19 protein-coding genes and 2 riboswitches are annotated in these 20,047 nt (G+C 38.0%); of the genes, 3 read left to right on the top strand and 16 right to left on the bottom strand.

Annotated features, from left to right (window positions below; translation table 11 throughout):
* Positions 1 to 18: 18 nt before the first annotated feature.
* Positions 19 to 1,152: a globin-coupled sensor protein gene (locus tag MWH30_RS06850; protein ID WP_248663322.1), complete on the bottom strand. Its 1,134-nt coding sequence runs from the start codon at positions 1,150 to 1,152 to the stop codon at positions 19 to 21.
* Positions 1,153 to 1,390: 238 nt separating this feature from the next.
* Here MWH30_RS06850 and MWH30_RS06845 point away from each other — a divergent pair, with 238 nt between their 5' ends.
* Both MWH30_RS06845 and MWH30_RS06840 read left to right on the top strand, forming a co-directional pair.
* Positions 1,391 to 3,052: a hydantoinase/oxoprolinase family protein gene (locus tag MWH30_RS06845; RefSeq protein WP_248663321.1), complete on the top strand. Its 1,662-nt coding sequence runs from the start codon at positions 1,391 to 1,393 to the stop codon at positions 3,050 to 3,052.
* Positions 3,052 to 4,389 carry a histone deacetylase family protein gene (locus tag MWH30_RS06840; RefSeq protein WP_248663320.1) on the top strand — a complete coding sequence of 446 codons (1,338 nt, stop codon included), beginning with the start codon at positions 3,052 to 3,054 and terminating at the stop codon, positions 4,387 to 4,389. Before MWH30_RS06845 ends, MWH30_RS06840 begins: the two co-directional genes overlap by 1 nt.
* A 6-nt stretch (positions 4,390 to 4,395) precedes the next feature.
* Here MWH30_RS06840 and MWH30_RS06835 read toward each other — a convergent pair whose 3' ends face one another.
* From MWH30_RS06835 to MWH30_RS06805, 7 genes are all read right to left on the bottom strand, one after another.
* On the bottom strand, positions 4,396 to 4,899 hold the full coding sequence (locus MWH30_RS06835; RefSeq protein ID WP_248663319.1) for an FxsA family protein: 504 nt from the start codon (positions 4,897 to 4,899) through the stop codon (positions 4,396 to 4,398).
* Between the two features lie 109 nt (positions 4,900 to 5,008).
* Entirely contained in the window at positions 5,009 to 5,782 is a 774-nt protein-coding gene (locus MWH30_RS06830; protein ID WP_248663318.1) for an IclR family transcriptional regulator, read from the bottom strand.
* 87 nt (positions 5,783 to 5,869) lie between these two features.
* Entirely contained in the window at positions 5,870 to 6,607 is a 738-nt protein-coding gene (locus MWH30_RS06825) for a GltB/FmdC/FwdC-like GXGXG domain-containing protein (protein WP_248663317.1), read from the bottom strand.
* 14 nt (positions 6,608 to 6,621) lie between these two features.
* Complete coding sequence (locus MWH30_RS06820; RefSeq protein WP_248663316.1) at positions 6,622 to 7,881, bottom strand: NAD(P)/FAD-dependent oxidoreductase; 1,260 nt, start codon at positions 7,879 to 7,881, stop codon at positions 6,622 to 6,624.
* A 4-nt stretch (positions 7,882 to 7,885) separates the two neighbouring features.
* Entirely contained in the window at positions 7,886 to 8,341 is a 456-nt protein-coding gene (locus MWH30_RS06815; protein WP_248663315.1) for a 4Fe-4S dicluster domain-containing protein, read from the bottom strand.
* A gap of 63 nt (positions 8,342 to 8,404) precedes the next feature.
* The gene (locus MWH30_RS06810) at positions 8,405 to 9,907 is read right to left on the bottom strand and encodes a glutamate synthase-related protein (protein WP_248663314.1); all 1,503 of its coding nucleotides are present in this window, start codon (positions 9,905 to 9,907) and stop codon (positions 8,405 to 8,407) included.
* Positions 9,904 to 10,998, bottom strand: a complete 1,095-nt coding sequence (locus MWH30_RS06805) for a class II glutamine amidotransferase (RefSeq protein ID WP_248663313.1) — start codon at positions 10,996 to 10,998, stop codon at positions 9,904 to 9,906. Before MWH30_RS06805 ends, MWH30_RS06810 begins: the two co-directional genes overlap by 4 nt.
* Positions 10,999 to 11,177: 179 nt before the next feature.
* Between MWH30_RS06805 and MWH30_RS06800 the strand changes: the two genes are divergently transcribed.
* Complete coding sequence (locus MWH30_RS06800) at positions 11,178 to 12,533, top strand: RtcB family protein (protein WP_248663312.1); 1,356 nt, start codon at positions 11,178 to 11,180, stop codon at positions 12,531 to 12,533.
* 185 nt (positions 12,534 to 12,718) lie between these two features.
* Here the strand turns inward: MWH30_RS06800 and MWH30_RS06795 are convergent, their stop codons facing one another.
* The 8 genes from MWH30_RS06795 to MWH30_RS06760 form a co-directional block, all read right to left on the bottom strand.
* Positions 12,719 to 13,195: a DUF4402 domain-containing protein gene (locus tag MWH30_RS06795; protein WP_248663311.1), complete on the bottom strand. Its 477-nt coding sequence runs from the start codon at positions 13,193 to 13,195 to the stop codon at positions 12,719 to 12,721.
* Between the two features lie 51 nt (positions 13,196 to 13,246).
* Positions 13,247 to 13,330, bottom strand: a riboswitch (cyclic di-GMP riboswitch).
* Between the two features lie 249 nt (positions 13,331 to 13,579).
* On the bottom strand, positions 13,580 to 14,041 hold the full coding sequence (locus MWH30_RS06790; RefSeq protein WP_248663310.1) for a hypothetical protein: 462 nt from the start codon (positions 14,039 to 14,041) through the stop codon (positions 13,580 to 13,582).
* Positions 14,041 to 17,076, bottom strand: a complete 3,036-nt coding sequence (locus MWH30_RS06785) for a hypothetical protein (protein ID WP_248663309.1) — start codon at positions 17,074 to 17,076, stop codon at positions 14,041 to 14,043. The genes MWH30_RS06790 and MWH30_RS06785 overlap by 1 nt, the downstream gene beginning before the upstream one ends.
* Before the next feature lie 29 nt (positions 17,077 to 17,105).
* A complete protein-coding gene (locus MWH30_RS06780; RefSeq protein WP_248663308.1) occupies positions 17,106 to 17,549 on the bottom strand; it encodes a DUF4402 domain-containing protein in 444 nt (147 codons plus the stop codon).
* Positions 17,550 to 17,581: 32 nt separating this feature from the next.
* Positions 17,582 to 18,364: a fimbrial biogenesis chaperone gene (locus MWH30_RS06775; RefSeq protein WP_248663307.1), complete on the bottom strand. Its 783-nt coding sequence runs from the start codon at positions 18,362 to 18,364 to the stop codon at positions 17,582 to 17,584.
* Positions 18,365 to 18,480: 116 nt separating this feature from the next.
* The gene (locus MWH30_RS06770; protein WP_248663306.1) at positions 18,481 to 18,924 is read right to left on the bottom strand and encodes a hypothetical protein; all 444 of its coding nucleotides are present in this window, start codon (positions 18,922 to 18,924) and stop codon (positions 18,481 to 18,483) included.
* Positions 18,925 to 19,041: 117 nt separating this feature from the next.
* Positions 19,042 to 19,127, bottom strand: a riboswitch (cyclic di-GMP riboswitch).
* A gap of 167 nt (positions 19,128 to 19,294) precedes the next feature.
* Positions 19,295 to 19,756, bottom strand: coding sequence for an L-2-amino-thiazoline-4-carboxylic acid hydrolase (locus tag MWH30_RS06765; protein WP_248663305.1), 462 nt, complete (start codon positions 19,754 to 19,756; stop codon positions 19,295 to 19,297).
* Between the two features lie 27 nt (positions 19,757 to 19,783).
* The gene (locus MWH30_RS06760) at positions 19,784 to 19,957 is read right to left on the bottom strand and encodes an aspartyl-phosphate phosphatase Spo0E family protein (protein WP_248663304.1); all 174 of its coding nucleotides are present in this window, start codon (positions 19,955 to 19,957) and stop codon (positions 19,784 to 19,786) included.
* Positions 19,958 to 20,047 lie beyond the last annotated feature (90 nt).

The following is a 20,047-nucleotide window of genomic DNA, read 5'->3' as shown; positions in this document are numbered from 1 at the left end:
GTGCCTTAATAGTAAATTTTATAACTTATCCTTAAACTTCTCTACTAAGCTCTGCATATTTTTAGCTACATCAGCTAAGGTTTGTGCTGAATTGGCCATTTCGTGAATTGTAGCCGTCTGTTCTTCAGTAGCAGCTGTAGCCTCCTGAGTAGAATCCACAATTTCACCAAAAGCATTCGAAATATCTTCAATCATTTCTACTGTAGTTCGAGCACTCCGCAATGTTTCGGCCTGAACTTCTTTAATCATCTTTTCTATTCTTTCTACTGCTGTAGTAGACTCTTCAGCTAAAGCCTTTACTTCCTGAGCCACTACAGCAAAGCCTCTTCCGTGCTCTCCAGCTCTAGCAGCCTCTATGGTAGCATTTAAAGCTAACAAATTAGTCTGATCGGCTATCTTTTCAATAGTAGCAATCGCTTCTTCGATCTGTTCTGAGGTCTCTTCAGACATTTCGGCTAAATTCTTAATTTCGGTAGCTGCCTCTTCAACGGTCTCCGATTGATCTTGACTATTATCGGAAATATCAATAATTCTGTTAGTTAAGGCATCAGCTACCTGACTGATTTCATCACTAGAAATAGCCAACTCTTCTGAGATACCGGTTACATTAGTGCTAGCTGTTTCCAAAGTATCAATGACACTATTTAACTCCATAAACTCCTTGATATAACTTTCCATAGCTACCTGCATATCCAAATTAGTAATCCTAATAAAGGCCATAAAAACCTTCATCATTTTTTCAGTATTGTCTCCATACTCCTCTGCTAAGATAGGCAGCACTTCATTATAGTAAATAGCATAAGCTCCCAAATAAAACTCAGGGGTTAGCTTAATCTCATCATGGATTTTGCCTATTTTAAAGCGATCATTAAAGTGATCAACCTCATAGTTTCCATCTACTAACTCTAAAAAATATTCTTTTTGAGCTTCCTTTAACCTATCTACCGTACTATGCTCCTCAATAAAACTTCTGGCTTGGGGAAACTGATTAATTACCTGATAAAAATTATCTATTATTTGGTCAGCTTTTTCTGCAAATAATCCCCGTAATTCGCTTAATAATTCTTCATCTTCTTCATCAAAACCAACGAACTGTTTACGAAAATCAACATCTTTTTGTTCGAGTTTAAGTTCATTTTCTTCATTTATCATTAGTAATGCTCTGGTTATAAAGATCTTCTTAACCTATAACCAGAATTCACCTCCCTTGGCTTCTTATTTTAAATATGTAATTCAACATATTTAAAATTAATGTCTTACTCTATACAATTATATATTTATACTTATTTATCCTGCCTTTAATGGTAGCTTTTTAATAATTATTCCTTTTTTAAAGGAATAAGCAAGTAAATAAAGAATTAATTTAAGAAGAGAAGTGGAGGTGAAAAAAATGAAGTTAGGAATAGATATCGGCGGTACTAATACCGATGGAGTATTGATCAAAAATGAAGAAGTATTAGCTAGTACGAAATTAAGCACCGAAGCAGACAGTTTAGCTGCCACAATTCTCAAGGTCTGTAGAGAGTTAATTTCATCCAAAAAAACAAATCAAATAAGCCAGGTTAATCTTAGCACTACTTTAACTACTAATCAAATAGCCCAGGAAAACTTTCCCCCAGTAGGACTATTAATAATACCCGGGCCCGGACTAAATCCCGACTGGTATCACTATAGTCCTGCTACTGAAGTGCTTTCCGGCTCTATTGACCACCGCGGTCGAGAAGTAGCTCCTCTAAATTTAAACGAGGTTAAAGCTGCCTTAAAAAAGTTTACCCAAGAAGAGATTAGCAGAGTTGCTATCTGCGCCAAGTTTTCACCTCGCAATCCCAAACACGAAATAAAAATTAAAAAGCTGATTAAAGATGAGTTTCCTGAGTTTGATTTACTCACCTTAGGACATCAACTTTCGGGCAAGCTTAACTTTCCTCGCCGTACAGCCACTACCTATCTGAATACCGCAGTTCTTGAAACTCAACAACAGTTTATTGCTGCTATCAAAGAGGGGCTAGCTGACTTAGGAATTCAAGCTCCTGTGCAAGTGCTTAAGGCTGACGGCGGCACTATGTCTTTGACAGAATCGCTCCAAGCACCTATTGAGTCCATTAATTCCGGGCCCGCCGCCAGCATCATGGGAGTCTTAGCTACTAGTGATTTAAAAGGAACTACTTTAGCTTTAGATATCGGCGGCACCACTACTGATATCTCTCTATTTATAGATGAAAAGCCACTATTTAAACCTCAGGGAGTAGAAATCAACAACTATAAAACTCTAGTTCGCGGTCTCTACAACGAATCTCTAGCCTGCGGCGGCGATAGCTTAGTACAGATAGTAGACCAGCAGCTACAGATTGCTCCACAGCGTCGCGGAAATGCTGCTGCCTATGGAGGGGTAGACCCTACTCCCACCGACGCTCTAGTAGTCTTAGGTCTAGATCAGCAAGGTCAATTAGCAGCAGCTAAGAATAGCTTAGAACCTTTAGCAAAGCAATTAGGATTAACAGTAAAAAAAGTAGCTCTTAAAATCGTCGAACTCTTCTGTACTAAGATTGAAGAAAAAGTAACAGAAATTTTGAATAAACTAAATAATCAGCCAGTCTATACTATTAATGAACTACTGAGTATCTCTAAAATAAAACCTAATTCTTTAGTGGGAATTGGCGGGCCAGCCGCAGCCTTGATTCCTACTCTAGCCAAAAAATTAAAATTAGACTATCTGATTCCTAATTACTCACCAATTGTTAATGCCATCGGCGCTGCCTTAGCTCGTTCTACTAAAAAATGTACTCTTTATGCCGATACGGCTCAAGGTTACTATCAACTACCTGAGTTAGGAATTACTGAAAAGATAGAGCAATTAGATTTAGCCACAGCTAAAAAAATACTCCAAGAAAGCTTAGCAGAACAATTACCAAATTCTAAAACAGAAATAGAGATTACCTCAGCTCAAAGCTTTAACATGGTACGCGGCTTTAACACCATTGGTCAAATAATCGAAGCTACAGCTCAAATCAAACCAGGCTTAACTAATAAATTAAGAAGGGGGCATTTATGATGAATATTAAAGCTGAACAGAGTTTAGGACTGATCTTTTTTCCAGCTTTGGACTGGTCTATCTCCCCTACTCATCCTGAGCGGGAAGAAAGACTGCTTTATACTAAAGACCAGGTATTAGAAGAGGGAGTTTTAGATATCGAAGGAATCAAAGAATATAATCCCGAAGTAGCTTCACTAGCAGATATAAATAGAACTCACGTCTGCATCCCTAATGCCGAAGAGATAGTTACTAAACCGCACTTAATCTCAGCCGGCGGAGCAATTAAGGCGGCTCAATTGGTAATGGAGAAACAAGTTGATTCTGCCTTTGCTATTATCCGTCCTCCCGGCCACCATGCCTTTAGAGTAGTTCCCGGCAGCCGAGGCTTTTGTACTATCAATAACGAAGCTATTATGGTGGAGTATTTGCGTCAAAAATACGGCACTGAGCTCAAAATTGCCTTTGTGGATACCGACGCTCATCATGCAGATGGAACTCAGGATATCTACTATAATGATCCTAATGTTTTACATATTTCCTTACACCAAGACGGCAGAACTCTTTTTCCCGGTACTGGTTCTGTGGAAGAATTAGGAGGGCCCGGAGCCTTCGGCTATACCCTTAACCTGCCGCTACCTCCTAATACTACTGACCAGGGTCTACACTATGCTCTGGATAATTTAGTGCTACCTATTTTAGATGATTTCCAGCCCGACTTAGTAATCAATGCTGCTGGACAGGATAACCACTATAGTGATCCGCTAACTAGAATGCGAATTACAGCTCAAGGTTATGCTGAGTTAAACTCCAAGCTTAATCCTGACTTAGCAATTTTACAAGGAGGATACTCTATTGAGTCAGCTCTACCTTATATTAATATCGGCATTATCCTAGCTATGGCCGGCCTAGACCACCTTAATATTAAAGAGCCTGACTATCAGCCAGAAATTAAAAAACAGGACGCCATTATTAGCGATAAAATTAAAGCCCGAGTAGACTCCTTAAGAACAGCCTGGAAGCTTAAAGAAGAAAGCGATATTCAAAAGGAGTTCCAATGCACTGACTACTATACTACTCAACGCAGTATCTTTTACGATACTGATCAGTTTAGAGAAAATCAGCAGTTAAAGATCAAGGTCTGTACTGACTGCTCCGGGCTAATAGAAATCATTTCTTCGATTCGACCTGATTTACGAAGTATAGGTCAGGCTAAAGTCTTAATTATTCCCTTTGAAGTCTGTAGTAGCTGTCGTAAAGAGGCTTACCAAAAGTATCAGCAAGCTACTGAAGATCCCAAATTTAAACATGTCTATCTTCAGGATAAAGAAGAGGATCAGTTATTAGTTTCAAATTAATTAAAGCTAGTCTTCATCTAACTCTTCAAAGTCTACATCAATAGACTCTTCTTTATCCCATTCCTCCTTTCCCTCTTTTCCTTGATGCTGCTGATAAGTACTACTTGAGCTTTGAGGGCCAAAAACACTGAACTTTACATTACCAGTTTTAATTAACCCCTTAAACTTACGCTTGAGTAGCTCCCTTAACCAAGCTCTACTTTTAGGCAAGACTAAGCTAAAGCCGGCAATATCAGTCACTAAACCAGGAGTTAACAGCATCACTCCCCCAATTAAGATCAACAGCCCTTCAATTAAACTATTTGCCGGCAGCTTACCGGAGTTTAAATTACCCTGAATCTGACTAATTACCAAAAATCCCTGACTCCGGGCCAGCGAAGCTCCTACCACTCCTGTCGAAGCCACTAACAAAATAGTAGGCAAAAAACCAAAATAACCTCCTACTCGAATTAATAACCACAATTCAAATAAAGGTACTAAGCTAAATAAGAGTAATAACTTTAAGAACATCAATTTCACCTTCTCCAATAGTTAGTACCTCTTATTATAATACATTTTGGCTTAATAATCCAATCTATCTAAAAAAGAGTCAATCTTAACGATCAACTCCTTCACAATATTATTTATTATAACCCAAGCGACTAGAAATTTGCTGAGTAGTCTTCTTCACCAAAGTTGCTAATTCTGGAATTCTATCTCTAGTAATCCTTATAGTCGGGCCCGATAAGCTAACAGCAGCTACTACCTGCTCTGTATAATCAAAAATTGGAGCTGCTATGCAACATATTCCTAGCTGATGCTCCTCCCTATCAATAGCATAACTTTTAGTTCTAATTGATTCTAGCTGCTGTTTAAAAGTTGCTATTTCAGTAATAGTATTTTCAGTATACTGAGTCAAGCCTTTGATCTCCAGAATTTCATTAACTTCTTCCTCTGCCAAGTAAGCTAAAATCACCTTGCCAGCCGCAGTGCAGTGAGCTGAAGCTCTTCTCCCTACTTCCGAATGCATTCTGATAGTTTTAGGGCTTTCTACTTTATGCAAATAAAGAACTTCACCTTGGTCGAGAACCACTAAGTGAGCAGCTTCACCAACTCTATCAACCATTTCTTTTAAATAATCGCTAGCATACTCTCGAATTTCTAAGTCATTAAATATTCTACTCCCTAATTCAAAAATTTTTAAACCTAGTTTATACTTATTAGTATCCTGTTCCTGCTCAACTAAGCCCCGATAAGCTAAAGTAGATAGTAGTCTATGGACTGAACTTTTATGCAAGCCTAAATTATCACTTAGTTCAGTTAGCCTTAAACCATGTTCATACTTCCCTAACTCCTCTAAAACATTGATAGCCTTATTTAAAGATTTGACTAAGTTATTAGGTGCTTTACGCATAATTTACCTCCTACACAAATCCAGAATTACTAACTGCTAAACTTAATATGAGTGTGAGAAGTTGAATACTCACACTCACCCTAAGTACTAATAAGCATACATATTACCATATGGTCGGCTAGAAACAGGAGCTAATTTAGAAAACTTAGCTGCCATTACCTCCTCTAAATCTAAATCAAATTCTTGACAGTAATCAGCTAAGTACTCTCTTAACTCCTCTAACTCTCCCGCAGTAGCCTCGCTAACCTGAACTTCTAAACCGACTTGATAGTCTTCTACAGTACCGCGAATATAAATCTCTCCTCCGTGCATTCCTACTCCTACGTGATTACCAATTACAGCCTCAGCGGGCCCGCTCTTCAAACCTAGTAAAATCAAACGTCCCCCCGCCATATACTCACCAAAGAAATCGCCAGCAGTTCCGCCCACAATAATAGTTGGCTGCTGCTGTTGATAACCTTTCATATGAATACCTACTCGATAACCTACATCACCCTTAATATAGACCTTACCACCGCGCATTGAATAGCCCAAAATATCACCAGCATTGCCGTGAATAACTAACTTGCCAGCATTCATAGTATTAGCAATTCCATCCTGACCATTACCGTTCACTACTAGCTCCACTCCATCAGTAAAAGCAGCTAGGTCATTTCCCGGCGTACCATTGATCTCTATCTTCACTTCTTTAGCCAAACCATCACCTATATAACGCTGCCCATTCACATTATCTAAAATAATCTCCTTTTCTCCTGCCGCAACTAACTCCTTAACCTGCTCATTTAGTTCTCGATAATAAACTCCTTGCGCATCTATTTTTGCCATCTTTAAACCCTCCTCTACTCACTAATCTTGGCCTGACGCCACTCTTCATCAAAAGAAATATAACCAAAGCTATCGCTTAATAGTTCAGACTTTACTTTACTTATATCTGCTCCTTCTTTCAGCAGACCGGTCAAAATTCCAGCTCGATCAACATCGTTAAGCCTTATAAAGCCTACAATCTGATTATCTTTTAGGACTATCTTTTGATAGCACTTAGACTCTTCACACTTACTTATTAAAAGCTCGTAACTATCGTCTTCAGGCTTTATCAAGCCGGCAGTAATCATAGATAAGCCAAAAAAACCAATCGAATTTCGAGGGAAGTTCTGCTGATACTCTGCACTTTCACCAGCCATATTTTTACCGGCTATTAAGCCTTGATTATAAGCATTAGGCCAAATAGGAACTACAGTGTTTTCATTTTGAAGAGGATTAGGGCCCTGGCAGACATCCCCCGCAGCATAAATACCCTCTATATTAGTCTGCTGTTTTTGATTAACCACAATTCCTTGCTCTATCTCAATCTCAGTCCCAGTTGCTAACTCCACATTAGGTCTTACTCCCACAGCTATAATAGCCAGTTGAGACCTAAGCTCTTTACCTGATTTTAATTTAACTCCTTCAACTTCCGCAATCCCTAAAAACTCCTCAATAGTATCCTCAAAAATAAACTCTATCCCCTGCTCTTCCAAATGCTGCTGTACTAAAGCTGCTGCTTCTTCATCTAAAATAGCGCTTAACACTTGATTAGCCAGTTCAATTACCGTTACTTCAACTCCTAATTGCCTCAACGCCTCAGCTGCTTTTAAACCAATTAAACCGGCTCCTAAAATAACCGCTCTTTCTAACTGCAACTCCTCTACTTTACTAGCTATCTCTTTAGCCTCATCTAACTTAATAAAGGTATATATATTCTTCTTATCAGCTTCCTTAATTGGCGGAATAAAAGGAGTCCCACCAGTAGCCAAAAGTAACTGTTGATACTCCAACTGCTCTCCAGACTCTAAAGTAACCTGCTGCTCTGCTTCATTAACACTTACAACTTTTTTACCTAATTTAGTCTTTACTTGATGCTGTTCATAAAAGTCATCAGGACGATACTTCATTCCTTCTTCTTCAACCTTCCCCGCTAAATAATAGGAGATTAAAGGTCGCGAATAACTATGATAAGGCTCATCAGAAATTAAAGTTATCTCTCCCTCAGTATCTACCTCTCTAATACCTTCCACAGCTCCAATTCCCGCCGCTGAATTACCGATAATTAAATAACTCATAAATCTACTGCACCCCCTCTTCTTCTGCTCGTTCTGCAAGCACCAGAGCATCGTTAGGACAGTTAGTAACACAGGCTGGTGCCTCCTCTTCAATACATAGGTCACACTTAGCAATTACCTTCTTTCCTGCCTGCTCTCTGCGAATTACTCCAAAGGAACAGGCCATAATACAGGTCCAACAGCCTACACATCTTTCTTCATCGTAGTTGACTACTCCAGTCTCTTCATCTTTTTGCATAGCTCCAGTGATACAGGCTCTAGTACAGTCTGCTTCATCACAATGTCTACATTGCAAAGCAAAAGATAAGTTATCGCTAGACTCAATAATAAGTCGGGGAGTAATACTTTCTAGCTTATGGGCCTTAATAATATCCTTAGAAGCTGAGTGACTAGTTACACAGTAAACCTCACAAAGTTTACAGCCTAGACAGTACTCTTCTTTAGCATAAATTCGCTTCATTGAAACTCCTCCTTGAATTAACTTTTTCTCATAAAACAATATACCAATATTGTTTCATTAAATTTACTCTCCAGCTAATTTAACACCTAAAATCTCCAACTCCCTATCAGTCAAGTCAATCCCCCGCAACATCAATCTATTACCGCGCAGACTCTCTAAGGCATTAATTCCCATTCCGCCCAGCATCTCTTTAATCTCATGGGCCCAACCTTCAATTAAGTTCTTAGCTCGCTCAAAGCCTACTTCAGGATTTAAACGCTTCACTAGTTCCGGCTCTTGAGTAGCAATTCCCCAGTTGCACTTACCGGTATAACAGCTCTGACACATATGACAGCCTAAAGAGATCAAGGCTGCCGAAGCAATATAGACAGCATCAGCTCCTAAAGCTATCGCCTTTACCACATCAGCACTATTTCTAACTGAACCACTAACTACTAGAGATACCTGATTACGCAAACCTTCTTCCCGTAAACGATCATCCACTGCTGCTAGAGCTAATTCAATAGGAATTCCTACATTATCTCGAATCATAGTCGGCGCTGCCCCGGTACCTCCTCGATAGCCATCGATAGTAATAATATCAGCTCCAGCAGTAGCAATCCCTGAAGCAATAGCGGCTGAGTTATGCACTGCTGAGATCTTAACTGAGACCGGCTTCTGATAATCTGTAGCTTCCTTAAGAGCATATATTAACTGGCGTAAATCCTCGATGGAATAAATATCGTGATGAGGAGCTGGAGATAAAGCATCTGTTCCTTCAGGAATCATTCTAGTTTTAGAGACTTCGGGCCCTACCTTTTCTCCCGGCAGATGACCTCCAATTCCCGGTTTAGCTCCCTGGCCAATCTTGATCTCAATTCCAGCTCCAGCCTCTAAGTAGTCCTGATTAACTCCAAATCTACCGGAAGCAACCTGCACCATAGTATTTTCACCATATTGACGTAAATCCTCATGTAAGCCCCCTTCACCAGTATTATAGATAATTCCTACCTCACTAGCCGCTCGAGCTAAGGACTTACAGGCATTAATACTGATCGAACCAAAGGACATAGCTCCAAACATAATTGGCGCTGATAACTCCAGTTGAGGCGGCAAATCCTTAATCTGCTCTTCCTCATCAAACTCTAACTTACTAGGCTTACGACCTAAAAAGGTCTTTAGTTCCATCGGTTCTCTTAAAGGATCAATAGAAGGATTAGTTACCTGACTAGCATTGAGCAGCAGATGATCCCAATAAATCTTCTTTTTAGTAGGATTGCCCATTCCGCTTAACAGCACTCCCCCACTTTCAGCCTGCTTTTGAATATTATTAATCATTCCCGCCGTCCAGTTATGATTCTCCTTATACTCAGAAGGATGCTTTCTAATTCCAATAGCATTAGTAGGACAGATTACTACACAGCGATGACAGTTCACGCAGTTTTCATCCTTAGCCCTCATTTTCTCAAAGTCCTGATCATAAAAGTGGACTTCATTAGCACACTGTCGTTCACAAGCCTGGCACTCTATACAGTTACTCTCTACCCGCTCCACCAAAAACTCTGGACATCTATAGTTTAAACTCATTCTATCTCACTCCTTCCTTCTAATAATCCAATCACTGCTTCTCCACCGCGAGGACTCCAAACTTTATCCGGATCAGCACATATCTCTCGAATAGCTGACTCCTCACTAGCCACATAGATTCTTTCTTCATCTTCAGCCACCACCAAAGGTCTTAGCTTAATCCGATCGTTGAGAGCAATAAAGCCGTTTTGATGACCTAGAATAATAGAAAAGGGCCCGTTCAACAAAGCACTACTATAGACCTGACGAATCGACTTAACAAGCTGTTGTTCTTCTACTTCCATTCTTTCTATCTCACTCCATAGTGGAGCTGCTACCGCTTTAACAGCCACCTCCAAAGGCAAATCATGTTTTCTTAACATCAGATCAAAAAGATAAGTAATCGCCTCCGTATCGGTCATCATACTACACTTATAACCAAACATCTCTAAATAACGCTTATTTGCTCCGTAAGAAGAGATCTCTCCATTATGGACAATAGACCAGTCCAAAAGAGTAAACGGATGAGCACCACCCCACCAGCCTGGTGTATTAGTAGGAAATCTGCCGTGAGCCGTCCATAAGTAAGCCTCATACTCCTCTAACTTATAAAACTCGCCTATTTCTTCCGGGTAACCTACCCCTTTGAAAACTCCCATATTTTTACCGCTAGAAACTACAAAGGCTCCCTGATAATCAGAGTTAATATTCATTACGCACTGAGCTACATATTCATCCTCCTCCAGACCTGACGCTGAGAGCTTTTGTTCTTCTGGCTTACTGAAATAACGCCAAATCAGAGGAGAGTCCTCTATACTACTGATCTCTCTGGTAGGCACTACCTCTCCTACTGAAATATCAAAGTGACAGTTCAAAAATTTTTCCACTTTATTTTTAGCCTCTAAATCATCATAAAATAAATGAATAGCATATTCATCCTTGCGTTCCGGATAAATACCGTAGGCAGCAAAACCACCTCCCATGCCGTTAGAGCGATCATGCATCAACGCAATAGAGTCTATAATCTCTCTACCGGAAAACTTCTTGCCTTTTCTATTTAAAATTCCACTAATTGCACAACCCGAAAGTACCTTTTCTTGTCTGTTTACCATCTATTCCACCTCTCTTTTCATAATATAAAAACGTATTTCATATTAAGTTTATTATACAATATTTATTTGCTTTATGCAAGTAGTTTTTGCATAATAAAAAGATATTTTTTTGAGCAGTCATAGCTTGGCTTTATGATTAAAAAATGTTAAACTATTATCAAGAAAGGAGTGTTCAAATAATGAAATACTATAGCTTTGCAGCTAAAGAGGATAGAAATTGCGAAGTAAAACTCTTTGCCAGCCCAGAAATTTATAAACAAATAGAAAATACGGCCCTTAAACAATTACTCAATGCTAGCAAACTGCCTGGAGCCGTTAGCGTAGTAGGTCTACCCGATATTCACCAAGGCTATGGACTGCCTATTGGTGGCGTTTTAGCCTGTGATTTAGAAGAAGGAATAGTCTCTCCCGGAGCGGTAGGTTTCGATATTAACTGTGGAGTCAGACTATTAAGCAGTAATTTACAATACTCGCAAGCCAAGGAACATTTAGGAGGACTTATTAATGAGTTTCGAGCTAATATTTCAGCCGGTTTAGGTGGTAAATCCAAATTTAAGTTTAGTAAACAGGAATTTAAAAAGATAGTTAGCCAAGGATTACCTTTTTTAATCGGTAATTTTGACTTTGGGGACTACAACGATATTAAGTGCACTGAAGAGGAAGGACAACTAGATAATGCTAATCCAGAACAGGTCTCCAATAAAGCGCTTAAACGAGGTCGAAAGCAGTTAGCTACTTTAGGTTCGGGTAACCATTTTATAGAGATCCAAGTCATTGAGAAGCTATTTGTTGAAGAAGAAAGGCTAGAAGAAGGACAAATAGTATTTATGATTCACACTGGTTCGCGTGGTTTTGGTCATCAAATTGCTAAAGACTACATTAAATCGGCTAAAGATAGAATCAGCAAGTACGATTTCCAGCTACCTAATAAAAACTTAGCCTCTTTCCCAATCCAATCACCGCAAGGACATTACTATCTACAAGCTATGGCCTGTGCAGCTAATTTCGCCTTTGCCAATCGACAGCTGCTTACTCATCAACTCCGCAACTTAGTTAGTGATTTTTTAGGCGGTTCAACTGCTAGAGGTGATTTAAAACTTTATTATGATCTGGCCCATAACATAGTCAAAAAAGAAAGTCATCTTATCGAAGATACCGAGAAAGAGCTATTAGTACACCGCAAGGGAGCAACTAAGTTAGCTCCTGGAGGAGTAGCTTTAATTCCCGGTTCAATGGGTACAGCCAGCTATATTGTTCAAAGTGCTTCTTCAGAAAGCAATCAATTATCTTTAGAATCAGTAGCTCATGGAGCTGGCCGCAAGATGAGCCGTAGACAGGCTAAACAAGATATCAGCCGAGAAGAACATTTAAATAGCATTAAGGGAGTAACGGTAGTTTCGGGCACTAACGATAAACTGCTCGATGAATCACCACTAGCCTATAAAGATATCAGTTTAGTTATTGATTCTTTAGTCAAAACCGGCTTAGCTGAACCGATAGCTAAATTGAAACCACTCGCTACTTTAAAGGGTTAAAACGAAGTTACCTAGACAAATTTAGCCATCAATAAATTTATTACGTCAAACCTATCATATCTTTAAGTTTTGAACCAAAAATAAGCCTGATAAAAATATAATTTATTATCCAAATAATAAAATCCCCTCAATAAACAAGGAGATTGTTCTAATCTTCAATTTTAATTTATCAATAAATTTAAAAACTAATCACTATAAGCTATAGTAACAGTAGCTATACCACTATATTCGCCAGCAGTCTGATTAAGGTCAAACTCTTTTAAAGTAGCGTAAATTGTAAAGCTATCTTTTCCTTCCTCATCTAAAGGACCTACTTCTGAGTCATCAATAACTAACTTAACTTCTAAGCTATCTTCTTTTTCAAAATGATTTAAAAAAACTATACCATCCTCATGCTCAATGCTAGCTGAATAATCTGTCTCGGGTTCACCCGTGACTTCGGCTGTAGTTTCTGCTTCTACTTCACCTGAGTTGTGAGAAACAGCACCGAAATCTATATCTTCTTCAATCTCAATACTTTGCGGAGCTAAGACCTGAACTAATATTCGAAAGTCCTCACTAGTTCCTTCTTCCTCAGCCAAAGCTAAGCTAGGTATAGCTAAAAAAATTATTATCAACAACAATATAGAACTCAAAGTAAAAACTTTATTAATATCCATCATTAAAAGCACCTCCCTGATTCTAGATCCCCTGACTTTTAAGAAAAAACCTTAAAAGATCAAGGTCGGTTTCACCACTGACTCCGTATGATCCAGGTGACCAAATACAGATCATACTTCCTAGTCTCCTTGAAGTTTCCTTAAAATTCAATTGCTAAGCGCTTATCAAAAAAGCACCCATCAAGGATCTAGAACTGCCTAGGGAAGTTAAATTCTTTTTAGCTCCCTACAATTCCAGATCTGATCCCACTAAACTAAGTATAAACAACTGCCAAACATAACCACTATTAATATCTCTTACTATTATTATACAGTTTAAATAATAAATAGTCAAGCAATCAAATTAATTAACTATTGCAAATAATAATTATTTAATTAAAGTTTACTTTAATTATCACTGATTACAGTTATCACAGCCGTACCACTATAATCACCAGATTCAACTTCTAATTCAGCCGCTGGAATAGTAGCCTCAATCTCAAAATCTTCTTCTCCCTGATTACCTATACTTCCCCGAGAATCGTGCTCTAAATCAACAGTTATTTCATCCTCAGTTTCGGCAGATGTCAAAATTACTTGACTATCTTCATTATTAAGTATCACTGAATAATCAGTGTCAGGAGCAGCTTCTACAATAGCTTCAACAGTACCTACCTGTTCTTCTTCTTCTCCTGGAAAAACCGATCCAAAATCAATATTTTCGGTAATTTCAATACTAATTGGCTCTAGAATTGTAATCTCAAGATCAAATTCAGCACTATCTTCAGCCATAATTATACTGGAATTAAGTAATATTATTGATAAAGTCAGGAGTAAAATCAAACCTAAAGACAGACTTTTATTTTTCATCATTCTTCACTCCCTTTATGATTTGCATCCATGCTTTGCAAGTTGAAGTCTTGACCGCTATACCAGACTGGCTGTTCACCGTAAGGAATATTAACTTCAATACTATCGGCTCCTACTTCTATATCTAAGTCTTCAGAAAACTCAAGAGCCAACAAATAGTCTCCAGGTTGAATTCCCTCCATAATATAAAACCCATCAAACTCCAAAGAACTTCGTTTTACCTCTGTTTTTTCTTCATCTTTTAACACTACTTCTACCTCTCCGGGAAAAATATCCAGTTCTTCTAATCCTTGCACAAAGCCACTTATTCCTGAAATCGGTACTACAGCAATATTGACTTCTTCTCCTACTCCCGGTCTTGGCTCTACCCAAATTTCTTCTTCAATAGGCACATAAAGAGCATCTAAACTGGTAGCATCTACTTCTACTTTAGTTCTTCGATAGGGAGTTAAATCCGTTGCTGAAAATCGACCCTGTTCATCGCTTAGAATCTCTTCTTCTCCTGCGCCATCAACTGAAATTCTTACTCCCGAAAGAACTTCTTTATCTGCTGTCCATTCTCCACTTCCTGTTTCATCTAGAAAAACTCTACCTTCTACCCGACCTCTATTAGGTCTTTCGCTATCTACTCTTTCAAAAGGAGGAGCTGCTTCCCGAACTTCATTAAAATTAAGACTAAAACCAATATAATTAGGGCTAAGACTACCGCTCATAGTAAGTCTTTTTCCAAAACGATATTGGGCCCTAGTCCGAGGACTCAACTCACCATTACTAAAACTAAAACCAACAGAATAATTAAAGTCTTCTTTTTCTTGACGTTTACTTAACAAATCCGCTGTTAATCTATATCTATCCAAACCTTCTTCATTAAAGTTTAAAGAAGTGGAAGCCTGTAAATTATAGCTCTCCCAACCCGAATGATTTATACTACCGCTTAAGCGATTATTCCACTCAGAATCAACTCCTAAGGTCAATTCATTACTAAACTTAGTTAGGGTTCTTAAACTCCATCTATATCTATATTTAGCTTTTAATTGATGCCTAAAGTTTTGCGAAAAATTGGCTAAATGATAACTTAAGTCTAAATTGTAACGCCCAGTACTATTATTGAAGCTTAAACTTCCTTCTTGGTCTAGATAAGCTTTTTCACCATCAAGCCGATAATAATCTCTTTCCGGTGGTTTAATATTTTCATAACCCAGAAATTCTGCTTCTACACTCCAACCATTTAATAGTCTATTTAGGTTAGCTCTATAAGCTACCCCTTCTAAATTAACATCAAAATAGCTATCGAAAAGTACCGAAGTCGCTAAACTAGGTTTAGCCAGTAAGCTTTTACCTAAATAAATCTCTCGTGAACTATCAAAATCAGACTTAAAAGTAGTAACACTAGCACCTAAACTTAAGTTATCACTCCAACCATAATATAGATCTCCAGTAGCAACTTTTCCACTTTGATTACTGCCAACTCCACCTCGATAAGAATAACTTCCCACCGATAACAGCTCTGGACGAGAAGCAACCTGTTTCTCTTTAGTATAAATCTCTCCCTTAGGAGTATAGACTACTACTTCATATACATTCTGAGAGCCCTGCATAGGGATATCTACAAATCTATATGTGCCTCCCTGTTCCTCTTGATAATCAATTAAAACCCCTCGATAATAAAGCTCTACTTCACTGCCAGCCGGAACATAACCACTCAGCTCAGTCTCTCCAAATCTATTCCCAGCATCAAAGCTTCTAAAGCTCGCCCCTGTAATCGACTCAGAATCCTTTAAGAGTCCTGGATATCTTAACCTAGTATCGCCTATTACCAAGTCTTCTAAATCTAAAAGATGACGATATCTTAATCTGCTAAAATTCAAGTTCATTTCCCCATCATCTGCAAAGCTAATTTCACTACTAAAATCACCATAAGCCAGTGGCCCTATATAACCCAAAGTTGAACCATAATAGTTCAACTCTTTATCCTTTAAGTTGCCACTTATTCCGCTCTGATAATAAAAAACACCGGGTTCAAAAAAAGATCTGCTAATTTGTGCTAGCTCTACCTCTTCCTCAATTTCTGCTAGATTTTTTCTAGCTTCCTCTCTTTCGGCAAAAATTTGACTAACTAATTGAAATTCAGGATTTATACTAACTTCATAGTAAAATATATCCCAGTTAATAGTCAAAGGCAGCCACTCACCCAACAGATGATATTTAAGATATATTTCTTCTGCTTCGATAAAGTAATGTTTACTATCTAATTCAAAGATTTGATCGCCACTTTTTAATTTATCTTTATCTAAATCTAAATAGTAATTCTTATCAAAATTAGGAATAGCTCCTGAAACAAGCTCTTCTTCCCAATCAATATTAAACATATATAATTCCATTTTATCTAAAATTTCACTTAAAGGTAAATAAACATTTTCGGCTTGATCAATTCTAACTTCAAAAAAAGAATCGACTTCTCCGCCAACAATTTTCAATTGAATATAACCTATGTCAACCTCTGGTCTTTCGGCAACCTTCTCTTCTACGATTTCCTCAGTTTCTTTTGCTACTGTTTCCTCTAACTCTTCATCTTCTTCCTCAATTTCTTCTTTAGTCTCTATTTCCTCATCTTCAGTTTCCGCTTGCGCAGATTCTTCTATAACTTCCTCTACTTGAAGCTCTTTATCCTCTTCCTTATCCTCTTCCTTATCCTCTTCCTTATCTTCTTCCTCAACCTCTGCTTCTTCAGTTTCCTCGCTTTTGATTTCCTCATCTTCGCTTTCCACTTGCTCAGGCTCTTCTATAACTTCCTCTACTTGAAGCTCTTTATCCTCTTCCTTATCCTCTTCCTTATCCTCTTCCTTATCCTCTTCCTTATCCTCTTCCTTATCCTCTTCCTTATCCTCTTCCGCTTCAGATTCTTTCCCTAAAAAAGAAAAAGTAATTTCTCGCAAAGTCTCTCTAAAACTTTCATGGGGATATACAGAAAAAACAATAGTAAATAAAATAACTATAATCAAAATTATTGCTAAAACCAAATATTTTTTCTGCATTAATTAACACACCCTGTATAGTTCCCAACTTAATCTAAAGAGTTAACTTCCACAAAGGCTGACCCTTCATAGTCTCCACCAGCAATTCCCTCAGCAATTTCCTTAAAGGTAGCTCCAATAGTAAAAATAGCCTCTCCATTTTCATCAAAGTATCCTTTATTATCTTCTAAATTAGTAGTAAAATCAGTAGCCATAATTACAAAACCATTACGATCCCCTTCCAACTCTACTTCATCATCAGGAAAGGAAACTTCAAACTCCCCCCCAGGCTCTCCTCTACTTACTTCAACTTCTAGTGCTTCGCTACTATCGGGAGATATTATAACTTCCTCAACTCCAGTAAAGACCTCACCTCCATATAGACTGTCCTGAATATTCCTAATTTGCAAGCCCGGGCCCTGAGCCATAAGAGCACCTGAATAAAGCAGTAAACAAATAATAAATAGCACTATGGATACCCTTTTATCCCACATCTTCTTTCCTCCCTGGCATTAAGATAACTTAATCAAAAGGAGACTTCTTTTTCTTCAATAACTTGATCATCCTGTTTGAAAATCAGTTCTACTTCTCCCCCAGCTAATGTTTCTTCCAAATTTAAACTTCTCTGAAAGGTATTTTCCTCACTGCGGTGAACTACAAAATTAGAGCTGTGCTCTTTAACAATATTTTCATCTTCATCTCTTACTTTAGCCTCTACGTTCATTCTTAAATGAGCATTACTCTGATTAATAAAGTTACATGTAAGCAATAACTGATCATTATCCTTTTCTAGCTCTAAATCTTCCAGTTGACCAGCATAATCCAGTTCTCCAAACTGACCATAGAGATTAATTCCCATTCTAGTTAAGAGTTGAAAATCTATTTGTACATCATCTTGCTCTTCGCTTTCATCTTCAGTTTCCTCTTCAGAACGAGGCTGTTCTTCAAAATAAAGAATAGACCGATATTCTCCATCCTCTACTTCGGCTGGCGGTCTAAGTGAAAAACGTACCACTCGTCGCTCCCCAGGGCCAATACTCAACTGCGGAGGATAAACTACTATCCAGTCTCCTAAGTACTGTTCTTCTGCTTGTTCAGCAGCCGGCCCAGTATAAACTCTAACTCTGATAGTCTGGTTGGAAGCATTCATCACGTTTACCTCTTTAGTTACTGGTTGGTCACCATCAAAGATAAATCTTTCCGGGGCCACCCGAATACTAACTGCCATAAGTCTTTCGCTATTAGTCACAAATAATACTAACATTATTAAAGTAATAATTACTAGCTTTCCTTTTAACCTAGTTTTCATAATCTTCCCTCCAAAACCTAACTATAGTATAAATATTATTATAAATAGAGATAAGAGGATAAACCAATATAGGTCTATCCCCTGCTTAAATCTTCATTATATTTCAAGCTAATATTTTAGTCAAGAGTTACAGTTACCATAGTCTCTCCAGTATACTCTCCAGCCTCAATATCTTCTAATTGCTCTTCAGAAATTGTACCATCAATTTCAAAAGTATCATCTCCATCAACTATCTCTGGTTCACCCTCAGCAGTATTAGATAAATCAACTACAAGTTCAGCCTCTTCTTCATTAGTTAAAGTTACCTGTTCCTCCATCTCAATAGTGTAGTTTGCATCATTTCCAGTTACCACAGCTTCAACAGGCTCATCAGCATCAACAGCATCTCCATTTGGCCAAACTTCGCTAAACATCATATCATTTTCAATCGTAATACTAATTGGTTCTAAAACATTAGCCGTAATATTGAACTCATCATAATCTTCCCCAGCTAAAGCCATACTACTAGCGCCTAAAACTACTGTCAAAGCCAGCACCAAAACTAAAATCTTTTTCTTCATTTTTATTCCCCCTCTAAGTTTTATTAAGTAAATTACTTCCTTAAAAAGCAGCCTAATGTAATGAAAGAACATAATTTTATTACAATTAAAAAAACCTCACCTTTTAAGACTTGTCTTAAAAAGTAAGGGCGGTTTCACCACTGACTCCATATGATCTCTAGGTGACCAGATTTAGACCATACTTCAACGTCCCCTAAATGCTATCTAATATTATTAACAGCAACTACTAGTAATAATTATTGCTATCTAACTTATACTTAATTCTACCATCACCAGCTATTATTGTCAAGGAATAATCAGAATTATTTGCTAAAGTTATCGAAAAATTCAGAATAAGGATAATAAAACTGTGCATTATTACAATAAAACCCTAAGCAAGTTTAGTGATTATCAACCTACAGCACTCAGCCCCGGCTCCAATTCTACTTTCTATCTCCAGTTCAAAACTGGGAAATTGAGAGATAACTCCATAATCTCCCTCTACGGCCCATTCACAAAGATAATCAGTCTCCTCTACCGTACAGCCTAAATCCTGCCAAGCCTTTACCAAGGGACAGTGTTCAAACTCCAAAACTGCTTTTTGTGGATTCAGTTCTTTAACTTCCATTGCAAAAACCTCCTGGCCCGGACTAGCCGTAAACTCTTCAATGAAAGTCTTTAGCTCGGTAGTATACTTCATTTTCTCAGCCTTTAAGCAGCCGAAGTTAAAAACTGCTCGCCGAGCAATCTTCTCTGGGGGATAACCTTCCTTTTCCATCTCCTCTATCAATAAGTAAAACCAAGTAGCTCGATCAGCAATAGCATCTCTCAAATACTGAACTGTTTTTTCCATAATAACTTTTCCACCCTTGCTTAGTATTTAGTTGTATCCTTCTTCTTGTTGTTGCTGCTTCTGCTTCATAAATAATACAATTAACTCATCTAACTCCTGACTTTTCTTAAGTCGTTGCTTCCGGCTAAGTTCATCACTACTTTTAGATAACTGATTAAGTTCTTGTCTTAGTTTTTCAATTTCTTTCTTTAATTTATCCATAATAATTAACCCCTTTGCTTAATAATTAACCCCTTGCTTAATTTAAAGCTGAACTTAGCTTACTCAAAATTTTAAAAGATTATCCCATCC

Source organism: Fuchsiella alkaliacetigena (assembly GCF_023227765.1).
Classification (GTDB): Bacteria; Bacillota; Halanaerobiia; order Halobacteroidales; family Acetohalobiaceae; genus Fuchsiella; species Fuchsiella alkaliacetigena.
This window is presented reverse-complemented; position numbering and strand designations above follow the sequence as displayed.